This window comes from Gammaproteobacteria bacterium (ex Lamellibrachia satsuma) (assembly GCA_019623805.1).
Taxonomy (GTDB): domain Bacteria; phylum Pseudomonadota; class Gammaproteobacteria; order Chromatiales; family Chromatiaceae; genus QGON01.
This window is the reverse complement of record CP053680.1, coordinates 2,714,927-2,737,869: the sequence shown is the minus strand read 5'-3', so window position 1 is coordinate 2,737,869 and position 22,943 is coordinate 2,714,927. Positions and strand designations below refer to the sequence as shown.

Sequence of the window (22,943 nt, the reverse complement as noted above, 5' to 3'; positions counted from 1 at the left end):
TCAGGCCGCACCAACCACCCTGGCCTTGCCGAAGGTCAGTCCCTCATTCGAAACATCCACCTGGATGACATCCCCCGCCCCGAAACGCCCACCGAGGATCTCCTGGGCCAACGGATTCTCCAGTTGCTGCCGGATCGCCCGTTTCAGCGGACGCGCCCCATAGACCGGGTCGAAACCCGCCTCGCCCAACCGGTCGAGTGCGGCATCGGAGATCTCCAGGCCCATCTCACTATCAGCCAGGCGCTGCTGCAGATAGCCGATCTGAATCGAGGCAATCGCTCTGATCTGCGCCTTATCCAGCGGATGGAAGACTACGATCTCGTCCAGACGATTGATGAACTCCGGCCGAAAGCTCTGCCGCACCACTTCCATGATCGAGGACTTCATCTCGTCATATTGGGCTTCCGAGTTCTGTTCCTGAATCATCTCTGAACCCAGATTGGAGGTCATCACAATGACGGTGTTGCGAAAATCGACCGTGCGACCCTGGCCATCGGTCAGACGGCCATCATCCAACACCTGCAGCAATACATTGAATACGTCAGGATGGGCTTTCTCCACCTCGTCCATCAGGATCACTGAGTAGGGACGACGCCGTACCGCTTCGGTAAGATAGCCGCCCTCTTCGTAACCCACATAACCAGGGGGCGCACCAATGAGCCGCGCCACCGAGTGCTTCTCCATGAACTCCGACATGTCGATGCGGATCATCGCCTCCTCGGTATCGAAGAGAAACTCCGCCAGCGCCTTGCACAGCTCGGTCTTGCCCACACCTGTGGGACCGAGAAAAAGAAACGAACCGTTGGGCTGACTCGGGTCAGACAGGCCTGCCCTGGAGCGACGAATGGCGTCACTCACCGCACGCACGCCCTCAGCCTGACCGATGACCCGTCTGCCCAGCTCATCTTCCATACGCAGCAGTTTGTCGCGCTCGCCCTCCAGCATCTTGTAGACCGGGATGCCTGTCCATTTGGAGACCACCCCGGCAATCTCCTCTTCGGTGACCTTGTTACGCAGCAGTTTCATCTCCTGCATCTCCGCCTGGGCCGCCATATCGAGCTGTTTCTCCAGTTCGGGGATTCGCCCATACTGCACCTCGGACATGCGCGCCAGATCACCGGCCCGGCGGGCGGTTTCCAGCTCCAGGCGCGCCCGCTCCAGGGACTCCTTGATATGGGCAGTACCCTGCAAGGCCGCCTTCTCCGATTTCCAGATCTCCTCCAGATCGGAGAACTCCCGCTCCAGCCTTTCGATCTCCTCCTCCAGGTGAGCGAGGCGCTTTTTTGAGGCCTCGTCGGTCTCTTTGTTGAGCGCCTCACGTTCGATTTTAAGCTGAATGAGCCGCCGCTCCATACGATCCATCAGTTCCGGCTTGGAGTCGATCTCCATTCGGATCAGGGAGGCCGCCTCATCCACAAGGTCGATTGCCTTGTCCGGCAGCTGCCGGTCGGAGATATAACGGTGGGAGAGGGTCGCAGCAGCAACGATGGCCGGGTCGATAATATCGACTCCGTGGTGCACCTCGTAGCGTTCCTTGAGCCCACGCAGGATGGCAATAGTGTCCTCCACACTGGGCTCGTCCACCAGCACCTTCTGAAAACGACGCTCCAGGGCGGCGTCTTTCTCCACATACTGACGGTACTCATCAAGCGTGGTGGCGCCGACGCAGTGCAGCTCACCACGGGCCAGCGCGGGTTTGAGCATATTGCCTGCATCCATGGCACCTTCTGCCTTGCCGGCGCCCACCATGGTGTGCAGCTCATCGATGAAGAGGATGATCTGCCCCTCCTGTTTGGAGAGGTCATTGAGCACCGCCTTGAGACGCTCTTCAAATTCACCGCGAAACTTTGCTCCGGCGATCAGTGCACCCATATCCAGGGAGAGCAACTGTTTGCCTTTCAGCCCCTCCGGCACCTCTGCGTTGATGATGCGCTGGGCCAGACCTTCGACGATAGCGGTCTTGCCCACGCCAGGTTCACCGATCAAAACCGGGTTGTTCTTGGTGCGGCGCTGCAGCACCTGGATGGTACGGCGGATCTCATCATCCCGCCCGATCACGGGATCGAGCTTGCCCTGCTCCGCCCGCTCGGTGAGGTCGATGGTGTATTTCTGCAGGGCTTGGCGCTGATCCTCCGCATTGGGATCATCCACCTTCTGACCTCCCCGCATCTTCTCTATGGCCTGCTCCAGCCGCGCCTTGTCGGCACCCGCCTTGCGCAGCAATCCGCCGATCTCACCCTTGTCGTCAACAGCCGCGAGTACGAAAAGCTCACTGGATATGTACTGATCCTTGCGCTGCTGGGCCAGCTTGTCGGTCTGGTTGAACAGCCGCCCAAGATCGTTGGAGATATGCAGATCCCCCTCTGCCCCCTGTACGCCTGGCAGTCGTTCCAATGAGGCGCTGAGGTCCGAACGCAACTGATTGACATTAATATCAGCCTGCGTCAGCAGGTGGCGCACGGTTCCACCCTCCTGATCCAGCAGGGCACTCATCAGATGCACCGGCTCGATAAATTGATGATCACGGCCGACAGCCAGGCTCTGGGCATCTGCCAGTGCCATCTGAAACTTGCTGGTCAAACGATCCATACGCATGAGAAAAACTCCACAATAAAACCTTAATATTCCAATAGATGGGGCGAATCCCGCTAAAATTCAAGAATTCCCAGAATAAAAATAGTGTAAAGATTTTCCAACTGCTGCCGACTCAACTCTATTGAGTAGCTCAGCCCAAGCTGTTTCAGGGCAAAACCATAGTTTGCATGACCTCGGAACAGCGAATCGATGAAACTGACCTCAAAAAATCTCACTATCACCTATGTCGTTTTCTTCATGCTGTTGCTGGCGCTGCTGCTGGCAGGCATCGTTATTCAACGCATAGAGGCCAATCGCGCCCACCACATGGATCTTGCTGCCAACTCAGTAAAGATGACCGCCAACGAGATCAGCCGTATGATCGGCGAAAAACGCCGTTTGCTTCACATCTTCTCCAATTATGAGTCCGGGTTGATAAATGCGATCAACACGAACCCTGGAGATGAGGAAGCCCAGGGGAGGCTCAACCAACGCATACTCAGCTACTTCCCGGACGGTTTTGCCTTCACCCTGGCTGACAGTAACGGTTCTCCACTTTATGACGATCTCAGCGGCGCTGTCGGTGAACTGTGTCAACTGAAGATCAGTGACTTTGCCGCTGGTAAGAGCGATTTGATTAAGATTCACCCAAACCCGAATCAGTACCATTTTGATATTATGGTCACCACCGGCAGACAGGATGGCCTGGTGTTTTTTGTCAGTTTTCAGACCACGCTGCTGCAAAATCTGTTACGAATCTCTCACCGGCATCAGCACCAACTAATCCTGCTCAATACCGAAAAGCCCAACCTGATCGAGGTTACCGAAGAGGGAAACCGCTACGAATTGAAACTGGAGAATCCCATTCTCACGGAAGAGATGGCCGGGCGCATTCTGGCCCGGCAAAATGTACCCGGCACACTTTGGGAGCTGGTGGATATCGGTGCTCCGGCAACCTTCAACGGCTTTGAAAAAGAGGTCATCACCCAGGCCGGATGGGTATTCCTGGTCTTCTTCATCTCAAGCATGTTCATGGTGGGACTGATCCTGCGGGGAAAAACGCACCGCCTGCGTGCTGAACATGCCCTGTTGGCAGCCAAAGACCAGCTGGAAATAGAGGTGGCCTCACAGACCCAACAGCTGCGTGCGCGCAAGGAGCTGGCGGAAACCACTCTGGCCTCGATCAGCGAGGGCGTCATTACGACCAATGCCCAAGGCGTGGTTACCGCACTCAACCACACAGCCCAGGAATTGACCGGCTGGGGGGCTAAACATGCACTGGACTGCCTGCTTGCCGACATACTCAATCTGTCCGATGAAACCACAGGCGCGCCGGTCAACCTCCCTTTGGGCCAGTGCCTGACCACTGATGAGATAACCAAACTGGACAACCGGCCACTGATTCTCACCCAGAGTGATGGAAAAACCACACGAATCGTGCAGCTATCAGTGGCAGTAATCAATGGTGAAAGAAATAAGAACGCCGGAAATGTGCTGGTAGTCAGAGACATTACCGAGGCTCAGCACATGGCACAACGCATCTCCTGGCAGGCAACTCATGATGCGCTGACAGGCCTGATCAACCGGCTGGAGTTCGAGCGCAGGCTACAGACGGCAATGGAACTCGCCCACACCGACAATGCGGAACACGTCTTGATGTATCTGGATCTGGACCAGTTCAAGGTGGTCAACGATACCTGTGGCCATATTGCGGGTGACGAACTGCTTCGCCAACTCACGCAGATGCTGCTTGAGATCGCCCGCCGCACCGACGTCGTGGCACGTTTGGGCGGTGATGAATTCGCCATCCTGCTTGAATACTGCCCCCAACAGCAGGCCATTGTGCTGGCGGAAGAGATACGTCTTTCAGTGCGCAACTTCCGTTTCACCTGGGACAATAAGCCTTTCACCATCGGCGTCAGTATCGGAGTGGTTCCCTTCAATGCCAGATATCATGACCTGACCCAGATCCTCAGCGCCGCTGACAGCGCCTGTTACGCGGCAAAGGAGGGGGGCCGTAACCGGGTCCATGTCTACTCCGAGGAGGATGAGATAATCGAGCAACGCTATGGCGAAATGCAGTGGGTTTCCCGCATTCGGCACGCACTGGACGAGGGACGATTTCTACTCTATTGCCAGAAGATCCAACCCATCCGCTCAAACAGCAACAGCAGCTTTCACCTGGAGATCCTGCTCAGAATGGAACAGGAGGATGGGCAGATGATGCTGCCTGGTGCCTTTATTCCTGCCGCTGAACGTTACGGTTTGATGATCGATCTGGATCGGTTTGTCATTTCGGATACGCTGCAGTGGATGGAGAGCTGTCCCCCGCTGGATGACGGCTTTGTCTCCATCAACCTCTCGGCCCAGTCGATCACTGACCCCGGCTTTCTGAAAGCACTGGAATCTCAGCTTGAAAGCAGTGGCGTGGATCCCTGCCGGCTCCTTTTTGAGGTGACGGAGACGGCAACCATCTCCAACCTTTCCAGGGCGCAACAGTTCATCGAACGCATAAAATCCCTGGGTTGCCGCTTTGCCCTCGACGACTTCGGCACCGGCATGTCCTCCTTCGCCTACCTGAAACACCTTCCGGTTGACTATCTGAAGATAGATGGTGAGTTTGTACGCGACATTGCCAGCGACCCCGTTGATTTCGCCATGGTAAAAGCGATCAATGAAGTCGCCCAAATCATGGGCATGGATACCATTGCCGAATATGTCGAGGACGGTATCACCCTCGCAATGCTGAAAGAAATCGGCATCGGTTATGGTCAGGGCTACGCTATTGCCAAACCTGAGCCATTGAGCAATTTTTACTGCGCTCTATCCACCGGGAACACACACGCCCTACCCTGAAATTCGGTTGTAACAGTCGCCATCACGGCGCCAGGCTGCCACCGCAGACACCGGCGGATTCGGCGTGCTTAAAGAGCCGTTCCGCATCGATAATCTCGATGTGACTGCCGTTTACCCTGATCAGCCCCTGCTCGGTAAAATTATGCAGGATGCGGGAGAAGGTCTCGGGCTTTACCGACAGCCGCGAGGCAAGCACCCCCTTGGGGGCTCGCAGATCGATCATGTTACCGTTCTGTTTTTCCGTATCCCAATTACCCCAGAGAAACCCTGCCACCCGCCCGGTGGCGCTCTGTAAGGTCAAATCGTCGATCTCCTTGATCAGATGCTTGAGCCGCTGACTCATGCTTGCCATGAGCCGAAAACAGGTATCGGTGGACTCCCGCAGCATATCGAGGAAGGACTGGCTGTCAAATGAGCGCAGTTCAGCACCACCAATGGAAGTGGCGTTGACCGGGAAGTTCGGACTCTCCTGGAACATCAGCGCTTCGGCAAATGTATGACCTGGTGTGATGATCTCGATGACCTTCTCATTCCCGTTCATGGCCAAACGGTAGAGCTTGATCTGCCCCTGAGTCACCAGATAGAAACGATCCGCCACGTCACCCACCTGAAACAAATGCTGGCCATCCTCCAGTTCGATCACCTGACTCATCGCTTCGACCCGGGCTATCTGCCCTTCGTCGAGACGGGAGAAGATGTAACACTGCTTCAAATCAAATGACACTTTAAGAATACCCCAATAATAGGAAAACCGGCTCAACGATTATGAGCCATCACAACAGTCCAATCCAACCGGGCACGACCAACCCGCCCTCCAGGCGCTATTTTTTCAGCTGGGACAGATCCCGCACCGCACCCTGCGCCGCACTGGTGGTCAGCGCCGCATAGGCCTGTAGTGCCTGTGAGACTGGCCGTTGCCTGTTTTGCGGCTGCCAGGCCGAACTGCCCCGCTGCTCCATTTCCTGACGCCGGGCAGACAAAACTCCAACGGAAACTGCAACACTGATGCAACGATTGGGAATATCGATATCGATGGTGTCTCCCTCCTGCACCAGGCCGATATTGCCCCCTTCCGCCGCCTCAGGCGAACAGTGGCCAATAGATAACCCCGACGTGCCACCGGAGAAACGGCCGTCGGTAATCAGGGCACAGGCCTTGCCCAACCCCTTCGATTTCAGATAACTGGTGGGGTAGAGCATCTCCTGCATGCCGGGTCCCCCTTTGGGACCTTCATAACGGATGATCACCACGTCCCCCTCCAAAACCCTGTCACCCAGAATCGCCTCCACCGCGTCATCCTGGCTTTCGAAAATCCGGGCGGGACCACTGAAGGTAAGGTTCGATTCATCCACCCCGGCAGTCTTCACGATGCAACCCTGCTCCGCCAGATTGCCGAACAACACCGCCAGACCACCATCTTGGGAGTAGGCGTGTGCCAAATCCCGGATACAGCCGTTTTCACGATCGGTATCGAGACTCGGCCAGTTTACACTCTGGCTGAATGCGACCTGGGTCGGAACGCCACCGGGTCCCGCCAGATAGCGCTCCCGAACCTGTGCGTCCGAAGTCCGCTGAATGTCCCAACGATCGAGGGCGTCTGCAATGCTGCCACTGTGGACGGTGCCGCAATCCCGGTTCAGCAATCCTGCGCGATCCAACTCGCCAAGGATCCCGATAACTCCACCTGCACGATGCACATCCTCCATGTGATACTGCTGGGTGCTCGGTGCAACCTTGCACAGATTTGGCACCTTGCGTGACAGCCGGTCGATATCCTGCATGGTGAAATCGACGCCCGCCTCGTGGGCCGCCGCCAGCAGATGCAGCACGGTATTGGTGGAGCCGCCCATGGCGATATCCAGTGTCATGGCGTTCTCAAAAGCCCCATATGTGGCGACTGAGCGTGGCAGAACAGAATTCTCATCCTGCTCATAGTAGCGGCGGGAGAGATCGACAATCAGCCTTCCGGCCTCCAGAAACAATGCCTTGCGCGCCGCATGGGTGGCCACCAGGGAGCCGTTGCCCGGCAGACTCAGGCCCAGGGCCTCGGTCAGACAATTCATGGAGTTGGCGGTGAACATGCCGGAACAGGAGCCGCAGGTGGGACAGGCCGAACGTTCAATGGCCGCCACGTCGCTGTCGCTCTCATTGGGATCAGCAGCGGAGACCATGGCATCCACCAGATCCAGTTTGATCTCTCCTTTGGAGGAGAGAGTGACCTTACCAGCCTCCATCGGTCCACCGGAGACGAAAACCGTAGGTATATTGAGCCGCAGGGCAGCCATCAGCATACCGGGGGTGATCTTGTCGCAATTGGAGATGCAGACCAGCGCATCCGCGCAGTGAGCATTGACCATATACTCCACGGAATCGGCGATGATGTCCCGCGACGGCAGCGAATAGAGCATGCCGCCATGCCCCATGGCGATGCCGTCATCCACCGCGATGGTATTGAATTCCTTCGCAACACCGCCGGCCTTTTCGATCTCCCGGGCCACCAACTGCCCCATATCTTTCAGATGGACATGACCCGGCACGAACTGGGTGAAGGAGTTGGCAATGGCGATGATCGGCTTTTCGAAATCGTCGTCCTGCATCCCGGTAGCCCGCCACAGGGCACGGGCACCGGCCATGTTGCGTCCATGGGTGGTGGTATGGGAACGGTATTTCGGCATTTCACTCTCCGCAGGGTCTGCTCAAGCGCGCATTATGCCCCGATTTGCCGGGAGCAAACAATCACAACTCCGGGTCAAACGGGAGACGCAGGCAGAATTCCGCACCCTCGGTTTCACTGTTGCATACCTCGATGGTGCCACCGTGCTTCTCGACCGCCACCTTGACGAAACTCAGCCCAAGGCCAACACCGGTGCGCTGATATTCGGTTGTCTGATCACCATGCTGAAAAGGCAGAAAAATAGTTTCCAACTGACCTTCGGCAATACCCGGGCCCTGATCCCTGATACAACAGACTATCTCACTGTCGAGACAGGTCAGGTGAACGGTAATCACCGAATCTTCAGGCGAGAACTTGACCGCATTGCCCAGCAAATTCTGCACGGCACGTTCCAGTATCCCGGCATTACCGTTGAGCCAGGCCTCTTCACACTCGATCTGCTGGTCGATACGAATACCACGCGACTGCGCCTGGATAAAAATCTCATCGACAGCACTATAGACCACTGAAACGAAATCGGTATCTGCAAACGTTGTGGCATCCACCGCTTCTGCCCGGGCCAATTGCAGAAAATCATCCGCCAGCCGCAATGAACGTTGCGCCAAAGGCCGTATCTGTTTGACCAGCGACTCCGCAGTACCTTCCGTTGCCTGTCGGGACTGTGTAAGGGAGAGCACCGACGTGATGGGAGAGCGGATGTCGTGAGAGAGAAAACTCAGCATCTTGGCACGGGTCCGTTCAGTGCGCTTGAGCGCACCGATAAATGAGAGCGTCACGATCATACCGAAACTGCCGGCAAGAGACTGGTCGAGGGGTTTCATTTGAACAAACAACTCGGTATCCGGCAGACGCAGCGCCTCGAAACGGATCGGCTGTTCGTCCAGCAGCAGACGCTGCATCAGTTCACTCCAGCAGTAACCACCCTGGATGTCCAGTTGGCTCAATAGCGTTTCAGCATCCATGCCGACCAGGGAAACCGCCTCCGCCTGACCAAGATAGAAAGCGGCGCGGGGGTTGGCCATTGCCACCTGCCCCATGGCATCAACCACCAGCAGACCATCGTCCATCTGGCTGATTGCATTCTCGATGAAACTGCGCAGATTGTGCAGCCGCTCATGGGCATTGCGCACCTGCTCAATACGGCGATCGACAGACTCCAGCGTTCCTCGCGGAGGGGGTTTTTCCGGCAGAGAGAGTTTCGCCGCAAAATCCTCCAGCATCAGCAACACTCTTCCCTGTGGAAACTCATCTGCGGGCCAGCGCAGGCCCAGCATCCAGTTCGTCTCACCCCGGGAGACCCGTATCCACTGATCGGGGCCAAAACGCTGCCAAACCCCATGACTGTGCCATTGAGCCTCTCCCTGTGGGAGCGACTCTGGCGCAGGGAAAGCGCCCTCGGCAAACATCGGCGCGCCATTGGTGTCACAGACCATCCACCCGTTCAATTTGGTGATCCGTTGGAGAAACCTCAGCCCCTGACGCAGATCTTCAAGGGACTTCGCCGAAGGCATCAGCTGGGGCTCCTGCTGCAGTTTCTCCATCTCCTGATTCAGATAGCGAATGGTCTGCCCCAAACGGCGCCAACTCCATAACGGGTAGCTCAACACCAGGCCCAATAACGCCGCCGAGGGCGGAAACCAGATACGCAGAACATGCAGCACCAGCAACACCAGACCAAACAGGGAAAACAGCAGCACCAAGGTCACCAGCGGCGCCCAGTGAGGACGCACCAAACCATAGAGAAGAAATACGAACGCCACCACCACCCCTGAAATCAACAGTCTCCAGGGCATTTCGACCTGACTGAGAACCCTGTCCGTTCGCAGGGCCTCGAGGATATTGGCGTTGATCTCCACCCCGGCCATCGGCTGACCGCGACCGGAAACCGGTGTGGGCAGTGCATCTCCCAAACCGGTTGCGGTAACGCCCACCAACACGATGCGATCCTGAAACGCGGCGGGCAAAAAATCCCCTGCCAGCACCTGGCTGTATGAGTAACGGGGATAGTGTCCGGCAGGACCGGTGAAAGGAATCAATCGGTGCTGATCACGAAAGATCGGCTGCATGGCTGACTGGCGCTGCGCCTGATGCAGACCCGCCCCGTTCTTCTGCCAACGCTCGGGATCCAGCCACTGCAAAACAGAGAGCATCATATGAGGCCAGTAGGCTGCCCCCACCCCTTCATAGAGGTAGATGCTGCGGCCTATCCCGTCTGCATCCAGTTCCATATGCACATGCCCGAGGCCGGCAGCCACCGCGGACAATTCAGGCAGTGGCGAGGTCTCCACCAGTTGCCCGCCCAGTCGATACTCTTCCATGACCACGGGAAAGAAGACCCTGCCGCTGGCTGCGGTGGATTGAATCAGCAAATGGTCTCTCTCAGGGTGTTCCCTGTCACGTTCTGCAAACAGGATATCCATTGCAATAACCTTGGCACCTGCAGCGGTCAGACGATCGATTAGACGGGCATGCAGATCCCGCGGCCAGGGCCAGCGGCCAAGTGCCTCCAGGCTTCTGTCATCCACTGCGACAATCACAACATCCTCCGCCGGCGGAGTGTGCCAGAGGTTAAGTTGCAGATCGTAGATAAGTTGGTCCCAGCGCCACAGCCAATTGCTATAGACCAACAGCAGAATCAGGCCGACCAGCGCAAACAGCGACCACTCGGGAAACCTGAAAACCTGGGCAGAACGACTCATGGACGAGGTTGTGGTAAAGGCAGGTCGAGGCGATAGACTTGCGATTGCCGCACATCCTCGTCACTCTCCATCAGCGCATCCACACGGATGTAGTAGGTACCCGGCCAGGGAACCGGCAGCAACCGCTCAGTATTCGTGCCAATCCGCTCCAGCAAGCGCTGCTGCAACGCGGGATCCGTGGCGACCAGAAAACGGTAACCCCAAGCCTTGTCGACAGCGTTCCAGCGAACCCACATCCAGGGGCCATTGAATTGGGGCGCCTCGATCACCGGAACCTCCACCTTCACCGGTGGTGGGGGAGGGGAAGGAAGGAGGGGCGGTTCGTTCAGCAAAAATCGGTATTCCGCACTCAGCCCCTCCAATCCCAATTCGTCGATGCCCCGCACACGAATCCGGTAGCTGCCGGGAATTAATTCCGGCAGGATGAATTCAGGGGTAACAAGCACCTGCTCCACGATGACCCCGGCGCCCGACTCCCCTCGTAAAAGCTGCACCCGATAGGCTTCGGCACCCTCCAGCCCTGACCAGCGGAGAGGCGCTGCGGGCAGGTCCATCTCGACCCCAAGTTTACTTATATCGGGCGGGATAAGCAGGGGGCGGGGCTTTAGCGGGGGCTTCCCGGGTTCGATCATGGTGCCGAACCCTGCATCGACATCCAGGCTCTCCCCACCGCCGTCAACGGCCACCCGGCCCTTCATCACCTCATTGCGCGTCAGGCCACTCCCGGACTCGACACCGACACGGAAGCCCGTGCCCCGCACCATAGTGACCGCCGCCGGGGTGGTGATCTGAAACCGGGAACCTGTACCCTGCAAAGGCTCCACTTCACTCTCCACCCGTCCGTACTGCACCCGCACCCGGGTATCGACCATGCCCGCCTCACCAAAAGCAGAGAGTGTGTCCATGGAGACCCGGGTCTCAGGGCCAAGCATCAACCGGGAGCCATCGGCAAGCCTGAGTGCAAGGCTGCTCTGTCTACCAGTGGTAACCACATCGCCAATCTGTAGCTGGTCCACACCGGAAAGCAAAACGGGATCACTCTCCCCCGCACGAACAATGCTCACTTCACCTTCAAGAGAGAGCACCTCTGCCGGACTCGGGGTAAGCTTCAGCCACTCCAGCGGCACCTTGATTTCAGTACCCAATGGAATCTGTGTGGGATTTTCGATCTGATTGTAGTACTGCAACCTAACGGTTGAGATCTCATTTTTCAGGTATTGAGCACTGATTTTCGAGAGTGAGTCACCGCCCCTCATGCGATAAACCCAATCCTCAGCCTGAACTGAAGAGAGGACCAGGATCAATAGTGAGATCGCGGTAAGAAAACGGGTATAACGCAACATCTATCTATCTTTCATGAGGTGATAGAGCAACAGAAATTTCAACCGAATGGTGAAGGGGAGACAACATTCTTACGGATTGAACCGTATCAAACAACTCCCTGTACCTGACTGCACCAATTTCACGATTGTTTAGCAGTAATTGAAGGCCTGGGCGCTGCGGAAAAACATTGTAATAAGAGGTTTTTCTACTCCAGCTCTATTCAACACTGCCATCGGCATTACTGACCGATAGAATATGCCGAATAATTATGCAATTCAGATAGTAACGGCAGGCACCATGTCATCTTTTTGCAGCTGTTCCAGACGATACCCCTGATGATAGACTGCCTTGAGTCTCCAGCCATTTTCCGGCACCAGACCCAGTTTACGCCTCAACCTGCTCATGTGAGTATCCACGGTGCGGGTCACCAGCCCCGGGCCAAATCCCCAAACCGTCTCCAGCAGGTGGTCCCGGGAGAGCAATCGACCGACATTGGAAAAAAGAATCCAGGCCAGCTGAAACTCTTTCTCGGTCAACTCGATAGATACCTCACCGCTGACAATCATCTTGGCATCCCTGATGAGTTTGAAATTGCCAATTTCAAACTCATCATTGCGCGAGGTCGGTCCGGTTTTACGGCGTGCCAGGGCTTTCACCCTCGCCAGGGTTATTTCACGCGAGATCGGTTTTGCGAGATAGTCATCTGCTCCCCGCTCCAGTGCTTCGACAATATCCCCTTCGCTGTCCCGGTGAGTGACAAAGAGCACAGGTATGTTCCAATCCATCTCCTTGCGCACCCAGGAGAGCACCTCGATACCCGTGGCATCAGGCAGTTCCCAGTCCATGATCAACAGGTCGTAGGATTCATGCCTCAGCTCCCGGATATAGGCATTCGCATCTGCAAAAGTACGGCAGACATACCCTTCCGACTCCATCCATTCACGCAGCACAACGGATTGCACCGGGTCATCTTCAAGACAAGCAATTCGCACTACATTTCTCCTTGCTTATTATTTTGTCTGGACTCCTGTCGCAGAGCGGCGGCACCCCAACCTGGCACCGCCGCCCATCCACTTCGATCCTGAAGTGGTGTTTTATTTCACATCGATCTCGACACGCCGGTTCTGATAACGGCCGTCCTTGGTGCCGTTATCGGCCACAGGCTGAGTCTCACCCATACCTTTGGAGGTAATCTGGTCAGCTGAAACACCTTTACTCTCCAGATAGAGCTCAGCAGATCTTGCACGACGCTCCGAAAGCACTTGGTTATATTCGGCAGATCCCGTGCTATCGGTATGTCCGATGACTTCCACTGCACTACCACGTGAATGTGAAAGTATCTTTGCCGCGACTGCATCCAACGCCATCTTGGCCTTATCACTCAATTCAGCACTGTTGAGCTTGAAGTTCGCATGACCAACGAGGGTGAAATCAAGACTGCATCCCGCCGAATCAACTGCTTCACCTGCGGGGGTGTCAGGGCATCTGTCCTTATAGTCCGCTACGCCATCACCATCGGAATCCAAGGCACAACCGTTGGCATCCACGCTGGCGCCGGCCGGGGTACCCGGGCACTTGTCCATATAATCGGCAACGCCGTCACCGTCAGAGTCCAAAGCGCATCCAACCGCATCAACCTTCACACCCTTTGGCGTGCCGGGGCATTGATCCTTATCGTCCGTGACACCATCACCATCGGAGTCCTTCATCAGGGCACAGCCCTTCTCATCAACCTTGGTTCCTTTGGGGGTACCGGGACAGGCATCAAGGGGATCGACGACACCATCACCATCTGCATCGCCGTAGCAGGCGGGGTCGATAGGAAATCCTGCGTCATAATAGTTGGATTCCCAACACTCACCATAATTGGTGTGAATGACGCTCTTGCCCTGTTCGTGGATGAAGCCATCCTCAACCGCGTAGGCCGGTGTTGCCGCTACAGCGGAAAGCATGAACGGCACTGCCGCAAGGCGCATTGTGATCTTCTTTGTCGAATCCATTTTTCTCTCCAATTTTTCCTAATTCAATAAACGTCCGCTCAGGCGGCGGCGTCTGCTTTAAACAGGTGAATATCCTGTTGCGGATAGGGGATACTGATACCTTCCTTGTCAAAGGTGGTTTTGATCGTCTCCAGCAGATCCGCCCGGGTAGTCCAATAATCAGAGGACTTGACCCAGGGGCGCACTGCAAAATCGACGCTGCTGTCATTCAACGTCAGCAGCATAACCGTCGGCGCCGGATTCTCCAGCACGGTGTCGTTTGCTGCAAGTATGTCGTTGATCAGGTCACGGGCCTTTTTGATATCGTCGTCGTAACCGATACCGATCACCAGATCGATACGCCGGGTGTCTCTGGCAGAGTAATTTACAATCGTCCCGCCATAGATCTGCGCGTTGGGCATGGTGATCTCGCGGTTATCACCGGTCTTCAACATTGTATGGAAGATACGGATCTCCTCTACCACGCCCATCTCGCCACCCGCCTCGATCAGATCGCCAAGTTTGAAAGGGCGAAAAACGATGAGCATGACTCCCGCGGCAAAACTGGAGAGCGAGTCCTTGAGCGCCAGACCGACCGCCAGGCCGGCCGCACCGAGAATGGCCAACGCGGAAGTGGTATTGACCCCCAGCTGCTCAAGGGCGGCCAGGACGATAACTGCCAGCAGCGCTGCGTAGGCAATGTTGCTGAGAAAGCTGATCAGCATCTGATCAACCTTGCCCTTGACCATCACCTTCTCCAGTCCCCGCACCAACAGGCGGGCGACCCAGCGGCCGATGACGAAGACCAGCAACGCCAGGATGATCTTGGTTCCCCAGGGGATTACATAGGCGTTAAGAATTTGTTCTACGGATATTTCCATTTTTCATTTCCCGAAATTGGTCAGATAAATTATTATTTTCCCGGCTTACTTCCAGCAGCAGACAGAAATAACAGTATAGCCATCGCAGGGATTTAGAACCCTGATAATCGATAAAACCCATCTATATAGGTACTCAAGAACGCCAGCATAGGGGATTATCCTAAGCTGACAAAGTCACGACTTGTGAATAATTGTAAACTGGGGCGAAGCGAAAGTTCACAATTCGAGAGAAAAAGCGCGTATTGGATATTGGCGGTCACCTGAGAACATCCGCCTGCCAAGAGCAGCTTGGGTCGTGCAAAATCATTCAATAACGGTCACTCTATATCAGCCATCCCAGCAAACCTAACGAGGTAGACCCAATGTCCGTACTCCTTGAATTCAGCATGTTCCCCACCGACCGGGGTGAAAGCGTCAGCACAGAGGTCAGCCAGATCATCAGGATGATTCGCGAGAGCGGCATCAGCTACCGCCTGACTGCTATGGGGACCATCATTGAAACCGGCGATATTCGTGAAGCACTCGATCTTGTCGAGCAGGCCTACCGGGTACTGGAGGCGCAAGGCTGCAAACGCATCTACTCATCGCTAAAGTTTGATATCAGAATCGGCAAGGACAACCGTCTGGAGCAGAAAATACGTTCCGTGAGGGAGAAGATCGGCGAGGTCCAGCAGTAGTTCACCGCTAACCGGACATAGGATGCCGCCGCACAGCGAACCCTGTATCCTGGAGACCTTATCCCGGTTTGGGATATTCTATTCCCTATTTTTTCCAACCATGCGAAAAACACTTCGCCGCCAGCGACCTATCATGCCATCCGAACCAGCATCCGCCACACAACTTCAATCCGCAATCGATCTCTGGAGAGAGAGCTTTTCCGGTGTACTATCCACCCAATCTAAAGGTGAGCCTGGGTTTCCCTTCGGTTCGGTGGTGCCATTCTGCCTGGATAGAGAAGGCAATCCTCTTCTACTGCTCTCGCACCTGGCGGAGCATACAAAAAACCTGGACGAAGTCAGCGCCTGCTGCCTTACCGTCATGGAACAGGGGAGCGGAGATGTGCAGAAGCTCGCGCGCCTCTCCTGTTTGGCGCGCGCCGCACAGATCGAAACACCGGCACCCTCCCTGGTGGAACGTTATTTCCGCGACTTCCCCGACACACGCCCCTACTTCGAAACCCTGAATTTTCGCTTCTACCGACTACAGCCGGTACGTTTCTATTTTATCGGTGGTTTCGGCGCCGCACGCTGGTTTGACAAGAGCCGCCTGCTTTCTCATCTTCATCCGGAAACGCGACTGTAAAATAGAGGGGCGCTCGTTCCCGCACTCGAACAGATCATCAGCATCGGCTAACATAGCCCGCCCTGCAACAATCGAAGAGCCGCGCCATCATGACCTCATCTGCCATTCTCGGCCCCCTGAGCAACCTGCATGAAATGCAGGCACAACTGCTGGAGTCTCTCACTCCTGAGGAAGCGGCTCACCCGTACCATCCTGAACTCGGTTCACTCAACTGGCAATTTGGCCAAGCGGTCTACCAGGAACTCCATTGGCTGCGTCTGATCGTTGCCGGTGATGATGATCTGAGCAAGCGGGTCGCCCACCTGTTCACGCCAGGCAAGCTCAGTATCGAGGAGCAGTGCAGTCAACTACCTCCCACCGATCACCTGCTCAACTGGGCTGCTGAAATCCGCGACGACCACCTCATGCGGCTGGCAAATCCAGCCGCTCTGCCGGACCATCCGCTGCTCGTCGATGAACGGCTACAGTGGTTTTTACTGCAGGAGCAGGCCAAACACTACGAAACGATGTTGCTGCTACTGAACCAGCGCAGCCTGCAGATCGACACCAGCGGTTATCAGGTCACCCAGAGACTCAAGGCCGCCGTCCCCCACTGGGAAACCAAGGAGTTGTCCCGGGGACACTACCGCGTCGGCGCCAGAGATCTCCCAGCCGCCTACGACAACGAGCTACCGGCCCAGGCGGTGGAACTCACCAGTTTTCGGATCGCTTTGGATCCGATCTCCAATGCCGAATTCCTCGCCTTCATGGAAGCCGAAGGCTATCAAAACCCGGAACTCTGGGATGAAACAGGCCGTTACTGGCTGGAAAAACACCCCATCAACCATCCAGAATACTGGCGCCAGGACACAATGGGGAACTGGTACGTCATGGGCGTCAACGGCCCCAGCGACCTGCCACCGGATGAACCGGTATCCGGCATCAATCGTCACGAGGCTCAGGCCTACGCCAATTGGATCAGTTCTTTGGGTGGAAAATTCGAAGGGGCCGTGCTGCAACACGAATACCAGTGGGAGATTGCCGTCCGAACCGGGGTGATAAAAAACCAGGGGCGTGCCTGGGAGTGGTGCAGCAATCCCTTCCACCCCTATCCCGGCTTCCAGCCCTTCCCTGCAAGGGAGACCTCCGAAACTGATTTTGACGAGCACCATTTCACCCAGCGCGGCGGCTGCCTCCACACCCAGCGCGTGCTGCGCCGGCCAAGCCTGCGGGACCGCGCCCGGCCTGCGCAGCGCTTTCAACTGGTCGGTTTGCGACTGGTATTTCCACCACTGCACGAGTGGACCTGATGCTCTGCGCCCGGCCCGGAAAACAGGTGATCATGAACGCATTTCTCAGCTTTTGAGGAGACCATCACAACTCCGGGTGGTCTGCCTAAAGATTCCACAATAACTGCCAACAACCCGGTTAGAGGAAATATAACCAGAGTTCAGCAGATGGCAATCAACTCGATCGTGGGACCGGCACTACAGGGCATCCAGCGGGGATTCCAGGGCATGCGCCGTGTCGCCTCGGAGATCGCCAGCGTCAACCAGTCCGAAAAACAGAATCCCACCGACCTCTCCCGGGCGATGGTGGAGATGAACCAGCAGACGAATCAAGCCAAGGCCTCGGCCAAGGTACTGAAAGCCGCTGACGATTCCATCGGCACCCTGTTTGACGAGCGCGTCTGATCTGTTCAACCCAGAGAGGGCTGGAGTCAGCCAAAATTTGTCGCCAGTCAGGAGTATCTGGCCAAGCATGGGGAACCGGAAACCGCCGCTGAGCAGCGGCAGATTTTATCTTGGCCCGGCCCCATGCTATTGGTCTTCATTCTCATAATTGAACTACGATTATCGAAAATTAAGATTTGAAATGAAACTGTTGGTACTGAGTGATCTGCATATTGAATTCGAGGCGTTTGACATCGCCCTGTGTGATGTCGATGCGGTGATTCTTGCTGGTGACATTCATGTCAAGAACAAGGGGCTTTCGTGGGCACAGGAGAATATCCGGGATGTACCGGTTATCTATGTCCTCGGCAATCATGAGTATTATGGCAAGGCCTATCCCAAGCTGATTCACGATATGGAGGAAAGATCCGCCAACACAAACGTGCGCATTCTGGAAAATAGTGTTTTCACGATGAACGGTGTGAACTTTCTTGGCTGTACGCTCTGGACGGATTTTGAGCTGTTTGGTGATGCGCGCCTGAGCGGGTACGAGTGCCAGCAAATCATGACCGACTTTAAAAAGATTCGCCTCTCTCCCAAATTCTCAAAGCTGCGTTCGATTGATGTTACCTCGATTCATCGGCAATCGCTCCGCTGGCTGGATAAGGAGTTGGCGCAGAGAGCGGGGGAATTGAATATAGTCGTAACACATCATGGGCCAAGCCCTAGATCATTGCCTGGAACAGCCATGAATGATGTTTCAAATGCGGCCTATGTCTCAAACATGGAAGGCCTGATTGAGCAACGTCAACCAAGCTACTGGATTCACGGACACCTTCACAACAGCTCGGATTACTCGATAGGCAACTGCCGGATAATATGCAACCCGCGTGGTTATCCTGAAGAAAGGAATCCGGAGTTCAATAGGCAACTGAGCATCAATGTCTAGACCATGCACTATTTTAGCCTTGATGTACGCACCATGATGGTTGTAACCGCTTACGCTTGGTGTGCACGGCGCACCCTACGTTCTGTTTGATGAGAGGGACAGAAGTTCAACGGCCCACTCAATGTTGCAGATCAGAAAAAAAGCATCGACAGATCCACTGCCGTAACATCCTTGGTCAGATCACCCACGGAGATATCATCCACCCCGGTCTCGGCAATCCCCCGAACCGTCTCCAGATTGACGCCACCCGAGGCCTCCAGCCGTACTTTGCCTGAAACAAGGGTAACCGCTTCGCGCAGCCCATCCAGAGAAAAGTTATCCAGCAGCACCCGCTCAGCACCGGCTTCCAGCGCCTCGCGCAGTTCATCCAGCGACTCCACTTCAATTTCAATACCCACGCCGCCAGGGGCCAAATCCTGAGCAGCGTCTAACGCCGCAGCGATGGAACCAGCGGCGTGAATGTGATTCTCTTTGATCAGTATCGCGTCGTAGAGGCCGATGCGGTGGTTATCACAGCCACCGCAGGTTACAGCATACTTCTGTTGTAGCCGCAGACCAGGCAGGGTCTTGCGGGTATCAAGAATTCGCACGCCGGTTCCCGCCACCCGATCGGCATAGATACGCGCCCGGGTCGCTGTTCCGGAAAGGGTTTGCAGATAGTTCAGCGCGGTGCGCTCCCCACTGAGTAGGGCACGGCTGTTCCCCATCAGGGTACAGAGCTGTTGATCCAGCTCCACCCGGTCACCATCTGCAACACGCCATTCGATGACAATCTCCGGATCGAGCTGGCGGAAAACCTCATCGAACCAACCTGTTCCACAGATCACGGCGGACTGCCGGCAGACCACCTCGACGCGGCTGACAGCATCCACATTGAGCAGACCGGCGGTGAGGTCTCCTGAACCGATATCTTCGTCGAGGGCATCCCGCACCTGGCGGGTTATCAACTTCGGCGCGGGAAATATCACGTCAGTTCACAGAGAGCAGTTCCACGTCGAAGACCAGGGTGGCATTCGGCGGAATCACACCACCCGCACCGGCAGCGCCATATCCAAGCTGCGCCGGAATGGTCAGTTTGCGCTTGCCGCCCACCTTCATCCCGGCGACACCCTCATCCCAACCCCGGATGACCATCCCTCTGCCGAGAGAAAAACTGAAGGGTTCGTTACGATCCACTGAGGAATCAAATTTGCTGCCATCGGTGAGCCAGCCGGTATAGTGCACTGAGACAGTCTGGCCTGCGGCAGCCACTTCTCCGTCGCCTTCAACCAGATCGTCATACTTCAAGCCGGAATCGGTAATTTTTTCGCTCATGAATTAAATCTCTTTAGAGTGGATGTATCGGGGAAATAGCCGTGCAGTGAACGAACTTAATTGCAGCGAGGGAAAGTGTCAACGACAGGAGGGCTATCGGCTAAATCCACTTAATGCGAAAACCCGGCAATCAATCGGGGGGGTTGTTCCAGGTTTCGTCAGGCCGATCCGGCAGCCGTCCCGGTATGTTTCAGTGCATCCAACATGGCCCCGAGCGCCCGATCCATAATCGGGGCGTTCGTAACGTCCAGCACCTCGGCGCTGCCGTCACGCAGATGCATGGCAAGGCCATCCACTGTCAGTTCAAGAGCCTTGACCCCTTTACGGTTGACGAAGACAAAGACATCGGTGACATCGCTCTTCCAGGACAACTTGACCCGCTTCTTCTCTTCACCGTCAAACAGTGCGAGCCAGGCTCCAATCTCCAGCGACTCAGCCTGTTCGGTGAACTTATCGTGGATCGCCACAGCAACAGTCTCAGGTTCGAGATCATCCACCAATAGGGAAGATTGATTGATCAACTGACTGTCGGGGAAACTGATATGCAGATCCGCAACCGTATCGACTCCGGCAGAGAGTTTTTTACCCCGCAGACAGGCAATATGGCAATTCTGCAGCTCTTTAAAAAGCCGCGCCATTTTGTGCTGATCAAAAGAGATCGCGTTCAGTCTCTCCCGCAGGTTCCGCAGGAGTTCAGGAATATTACGCAGCAACTCCTGTCGCTCCGCATACTCTTTTTTCGGCGCAACACTCCAAAGCAGCTTATCGACTATCTCCAGGGACTCCTTCCACTCTTCACTCTCAGGCCCCTGCCGCAGATAGTTGAGCAGCAGTACGTCTTTCCAACCATCGCGCAATAGTGATATTACCGCATCTGGCAGCTGTTTCTGGAACTGCAGCCGTTTGTTCAATTCATCTGTAACGGCGGCCTTGGCTGCACGTAACTGCTCCTTGCCACGGGTTACCTGATTGGTGCGCTGTTCCGCCACATCCGCGCCGCGCTGCTCCCGTTCCCACCATTCATTGAACTCGTCATTCAATACCGTGAAGATAGCAGGATCGTCGTCGAAATCCGTCAATACACGCTTAACGATGCTTTCGATCATGCCAAACAGACCGCCGGACGAGCGGTCACCGTCATCATTCCAGCCAATCGCTGCCTGTGCCAGGTTGTTCAGCAGCCGTCTGGCAGGGTGCACCTTTTTGCTGAAGAAGGTCTTGTCGATGATGGCGACCTTGAGCATGGGAATCTGCAGGCGGCTCAGCAGGGCCTTCATGGCATCCGGCAAACTGTGGTCGTCCAGAATGAACTCAAAGAGCATGGAGATGACGTCGATCGTATCGTTGTCTGCCTCTCCCAGCGCCCGATGGGTTCTACCCTCTTCCAACATGCGCAGATCACTTGCCAGACGCGCACGCAGGTTGCCTTCTCCCTCGTTATTGAGGGGTACCATCACTGTATTGGATTGCTGCAGAGAAGAGAGCGCACTTAGCAGCTCGACCGTCTCCACCAGAGGCACCGAGATAGGCGCCCCGCCGGCACCTATCGGCATCCGCCCCGGTACGGCAGGCCCTCCAGCAGGAGCTACACCCCTTCGCAGGTTCAAAAGCTGCTGCAACGTCTCGAAAACCTCGGTTTGCAGATCACTCCGTTCATCCGCAACCTCGTCAACCCTTCCGTCGGCTTGTGCTTCACGACGAGCGCGGCTAACCGCCGGAGAGACCGGGTTGCGCCGTACCTGCGGAGTCAGTTTGGGTATGACACCGGCCTTGCCCAGCACCAGATTAAGCTCGTCGTAGAGCCCACCGATGTAGTGCATGACCTGTTTGTCGAACAGCTTGTAGATGACCAGCTTGACGGGCAGATCAACTTCGACACTTCGCATTGCCTCCTGGAAGGCATTGCAGATCACGCCCGGTGCAAGCGGATTGTGCTGCTCGCTCACCTCATCCGTATCACCGGTCAGCTGAATAAAACGCTGCCCCAGAGCATACAGCTCTCGAGAGTAGCGGTTCTCGCTTTTGGAGATCATGTTGGTGATGGCCAGAGAGTCTTCCAACTCATCCTCGCCCAGCAGGGACATCTCGGAGTCGCGACTCAGTTCGGCAAAGGTCCGTTGATTGACTGGAGCCTCACCCGTCTCCCAGAAACGGTCGAACTTCTGCAACACTTCCCGGCTGAACACCCGGTCGATTCGGGCCCGTTCCTTACGCAACTCACGCATCGCGTCGAAATAGGTCGTCTGCACGGAATCATTGCCGGATTTGTCGGCCAGCTCGTACATTGCGTCATCGAGCTTTTCGAACAATCCGCCCATCAATTGGGGAAGTGTTCTGACGACGTGTTTACGACAAGCGTCGACGATCTTGCGACCCTTCGCGTCAAGAGAGATCTGCCGCTTGCGCGTTGCAGAATCACCGAAAGAGATAATGTTGTCTTGCCGCTGCATTTTGATAACTGTGATAATGGCCTCAGCCGTTTGGCGAGTTATCTCAACCCGCCGATTCCATTTACTTTCAAGTCACATTGGGAGACTATGTCAACAACCTTGTTATGACTGCGAATGTCTTCACAAAACCACCTATTCCGGTCATTCTACTGAAGAAGTGTCTCCGCTCCACCATGCAAGATGCTGGGAAATTAGCACTTTATCCCATAGCATTCAATTTGGTTCAGTAATTATAGCGGCATTCCTGACGATAGCTTAACGAGCCGCGCTCATTTCATGATCAAAAATCC

17 protein-coding genes are annotated in these 22,943 nt (G+C 55.7%); 6 read left to right on the top strand and 11 right to left on the bottom strand.

Annotated features, from left to right (window positions below; all coding sequences use genetic code 11):
- Window positions 1-2,595, bottom strand: coding sequence for an ATP-dependent chaperone ClpB (gene clpB, locus HPY30_11995; GenBank protein QYZ66638.1), 2,595 nt, complete (start codon window positions 2,593-2,595; stop codon window positions 1-3).
- 189 nt (window positions 2,596-2,784) lie between these two features.
- Here clpB and HPY30_11990 point away from each other — a divergent pair, with 189 nt between their 5' ends.
- Window positions 2,785-5,430, top strand: a complete 2,646-nt coding sequence (locus tag HPY30_11990) for an EAL domain-containing protein (protein ID QYZ66637.1) — start codon at window positions 2,785-2,787, stop codon at window positions 5,428-5,430.
- Window positions 5,431-5,452: 22 nt separating this feature from the next.
- On the opposite strand, the gene HPY30_11985 is transcribed toward HPY30_11990, so the two are convergent.
- From HPY30_11985 to HPY30_11955, 7 genes are all read right to left on the bottom strand, one after another.
- A complete protein-coding gene (locus HPY30_11985; GenBank protein QYZ66636.1) occupies window positions 5,453-6,154 on the bottom strand; it encodes a Crp/Fnr family transcriptional regulator in 702 nt (233 codons plus the stop codon).
- Between the two features lie 97 nt (window positions 6,155-6,251).
- Complete coding sequence (gene ilvD, locus HPY30_11980; protein ID QYZ66635.1) at window positions 6,252-8,105, bottom strand: dihydroxy-acid dehydratase; 1,854 nt, start codon at window positions 8,103-8,105, stop codon at window positions 6,252-6,254.
- Between the two features lie 61 nt (window positions 8,106-8,166).
- Window positions 8,167-10,803, bottom strand: a complete 2,637-nt coding sequence (locus HPY30_11975; protein ID QYZ66634.1) for a CHASE2 domain-containing protein — start codon at window positions 10,801-10,803, stop codon at window positions 8,167-8,169.
- Window positions 10,800-12,146, bottom strand: a complete 1,347-nt coding sequence (locus HPY30_11970) for a LysM peptidoglycan-binding domain-containing protein (protein ID QYZ66633.1) — start codon at window positions 12,144-12,146, stop codon at window positions 10,800-10,802. The genes HPY30_11975 and HPY30_11970 overlap by 4 nt, the downstream gene beginning before the upstream one ends.
- Window positions 12,147-12,401: 255 nt before the next feature.
- Complete coding sequence (locus HPY30_11965) at window positions 12,402-13,118, bottom strand: response regulator transcription factor (protein ID QYZ66632.1); 717 nt, start codon at window positions 13,116-13,118, stop codon at window positions 12,402-12,404.
- A gap of 102 nt (window positions 13,119-13,220) precedes the next feature.
- Window positions 13,221-14,126 carry an OmpA family protein gene (locus HPY30_11960; GenBank protein ID QYZ66631.1) on the bottom strand — a complete coding sequence of 302 codons (906 nt, stop codon included), beginning with the start codon at window positions 14,124-14,126 and terminating at the stop codon, window positions 13,221-13,223.
- A gap of 38 nt (window positions 14,127-14,164) precedes the next feature.
- On the bottom strand, window positions 14,165-14,986 hold the full coding sequence (locus HPY30_11955; protein QYZ66630.1) for a mechanosensitive ion channel: 822 nt from the start codon (window positions 14,984-14,986) through the stop codon (window positions 14,165-14,167).
- Between the two features lie 362 nt (window positions 14,987-15,348).
- On the opposite strand from HPY30_11955, the gene HPY30_11950 reads away from it, so the two are divergent.
- From HPY30_11950 to HPY30_11930, 5 genes are all read left to right on the top strand, one after another.
- Entirely contained in the window at window positions 15,349-15,663 is a 315-nt protein-coding gene (locus tag HPY30_11950) for an MTH1187 family thiamine-binding protein (protein QYZ66629.1), read from the top strand.
- Window positions 15,664-15,796: 133 nt separating this feature from the next.
- Window positions 15,797-16,288, top strand: coding sequence for a hypothetical protein (locus HPY30_11945; GenBank protein ID QYZ66628.1), 492 nt, complete (start codon window positions 15,797-15,799; stop codon window positions 16,286-16,288).
- A gap of 89 nt (window positions 16,289-16,377) precedes the next feature.
- Window positions 16,378-17,577 carry an SUMF1/EgtB/PvdO family nonheme iron enzyme gene (locus HPY30_11940; GenBank protein ID QYZ66627.1) on the top strand — a complete coding sequence of 400 codons (1,200 nt, stop codon included), beginning with the start codon at window positions 16,378-16,380 and terminating at the stop codon, window positions 17,575-17,577.
- A gap of 147 nt (window positions 17,578-17,724) precedes the next feature.
- On the top strand, window positions 17,725-17,961 hold the full coding sequence (locus HPY30_11935) for a hydrolase (GenBank protein ID QYZ66626.1): 237 nt from the start codon (window positions 17,725-17,727) through the stop codon (window positions 17,959-17,961).
- Window positions 17,962-18,142: 181 nt separating this feature from the next.
- Window positions 18,143-18,889, top strand: coding sequence for a phosphoesterase (locus tag HPY30_11930; protein ID QYZ68026.1), 747 nt, complete (start codon window positions 18,143-18,145; stop codon window positions 18,887-18,889).
- 131 nt (window positions 18,890-19,020) lie between these two features.
- On the opposite strand, the gene HPY30_11925 is transcribed toward HPY30_11930, so the two are convergent.
- The 3 genes from HPY30_11925 to HPY30_11915 form a co-directional block, all read right to left on the bottom strand.
- Window positions 19,021-19,857, bottom strand: a complete 837-nt coding sequence (locus HPY30_11925) for a carboxylating nicotinate-nucleotide diphosphorylase (GenBank protein QYZ66625.1) — start codon at window positions 19,855-19,857, stop codon at window positions 19,021-19,023.
- Between the two features lies 1 nt (window position 19,858).
- Entirely contained in the window at window positions 19,859-20,203 is a 345-nt protein-coding gene (locus tag HPY30_11920; GenBank protein ID QYZ66624.1) for an FKBP-type peptidyl-prolyl cis-trans isomerase, read from the bottom strand.
- Between the two features lie 158 nt (window positions 20,204-20,361).
- Entirely contained in the window at window positions 20,362-22,653 is a 2,292-nt protein-coding gene (locus HPY30_11915; protein QYZ66623.1) for a DUF1631 domain-containing protein, read from the bottom strand.
- Window positions 22,654-22,943: the final 290 nt, after the last annotated feature.

Bases quoted from the DNA above. Each gene is read 5' to 3' on its own strand.
- clpB (QYZ66638.1), bottom strand. From the start codon at position 2,595: ATGCGTATGGATCGTTTGACCAGCAAGTTTCAGATGGCACTGGCAGAT.
- HPY30_11990 (QYZ66637.1), top strand. From the start codon at position 2,785: ATGAAACTGACCTCAAAAAATCTCACTATCACCTATGTCGTTTTCTTC.
- ilvD (QYZ66635.1), bottom strand. From the start codon at position 8,105: ATGCCGAAATACCGTTCCCATACCACCACCCATGGACGCAACATGGCC.
- HPY30_11975 (QYZ66634.1), bottom strand. From the start codon at position 10,803: ATGAGTCGTTCTGCCCAGGTTTTCAGGTTTCCCGAGTGGTCGCTGTTT.
- HPY30_11970 (QYZ66633.1), bottom strand. From the start codon at position 12,146: ATGTTGCGTTATACCCGTTTTCTTACCGCGATCTCACTATTGATCCTG.
- HPY30_11960 (QYZ66631.1), bottom strand. From the start codon at position 14,126: ATGGATTCGACAAAGAAGATCACAATGCGCCTTGCGGCAGTGCCGTTC.
- HPY30_11955 (QYZ66630.1), bottom strand. From the start codon at position 14,986: ATGGAAATATCCGTAGAACAAATTCTTAACGCCTATGTAATCCCCTGG.
- HPY30_11950 (QYZ66629.1), top strand. From the start codon at position 15,349: ATGTCCGTACTCCTTGAATTCAGCATGTTCCCCACCGACCGGGGTGAA.
- HPY30_11945 (QYZ66628.1), top strand. From the start codon at position 15,797: ATGCCATCCGAACCAGCATCCGCCACACAACTTCAATCCGCAATCGAT.
- HPY30_11940 (QYZ66627.1), top strand. From the start codon at position 16,378: ATGACCTCATCTGCCATTCTCGGCCCCCTGAGCAACCTGCATGAAATG.
- HPY30_11935 (QYZ66626.1), top strand. From the start codon at position 17,725: ATGGCAATCAACTCGATCGTGGGACCGGCACTACAGGGCATCCAGCGG.
- HPY30_11930 (QYZ68026.1), top strand. From the start codon at position 18,143: ATGAAACTGTTGGTACTGAGTGATCTGCATATTGAATTCGAGGCGTTT.
- HPY30_11920 (QYZ66624.1), bottom strand. From the start codon at position 20,203: ATGAGCGAAAAAATTACCGATTCCGGCTTGAAGTATGACGATCTGGTT.
- HPY30_11915 (QYZ66623.1), bottom strand. From the start codon at position 22,653: ATGCAGCGGCAAGACAACATTATCTCTTTCGGTGATTCTGCAACGCGC.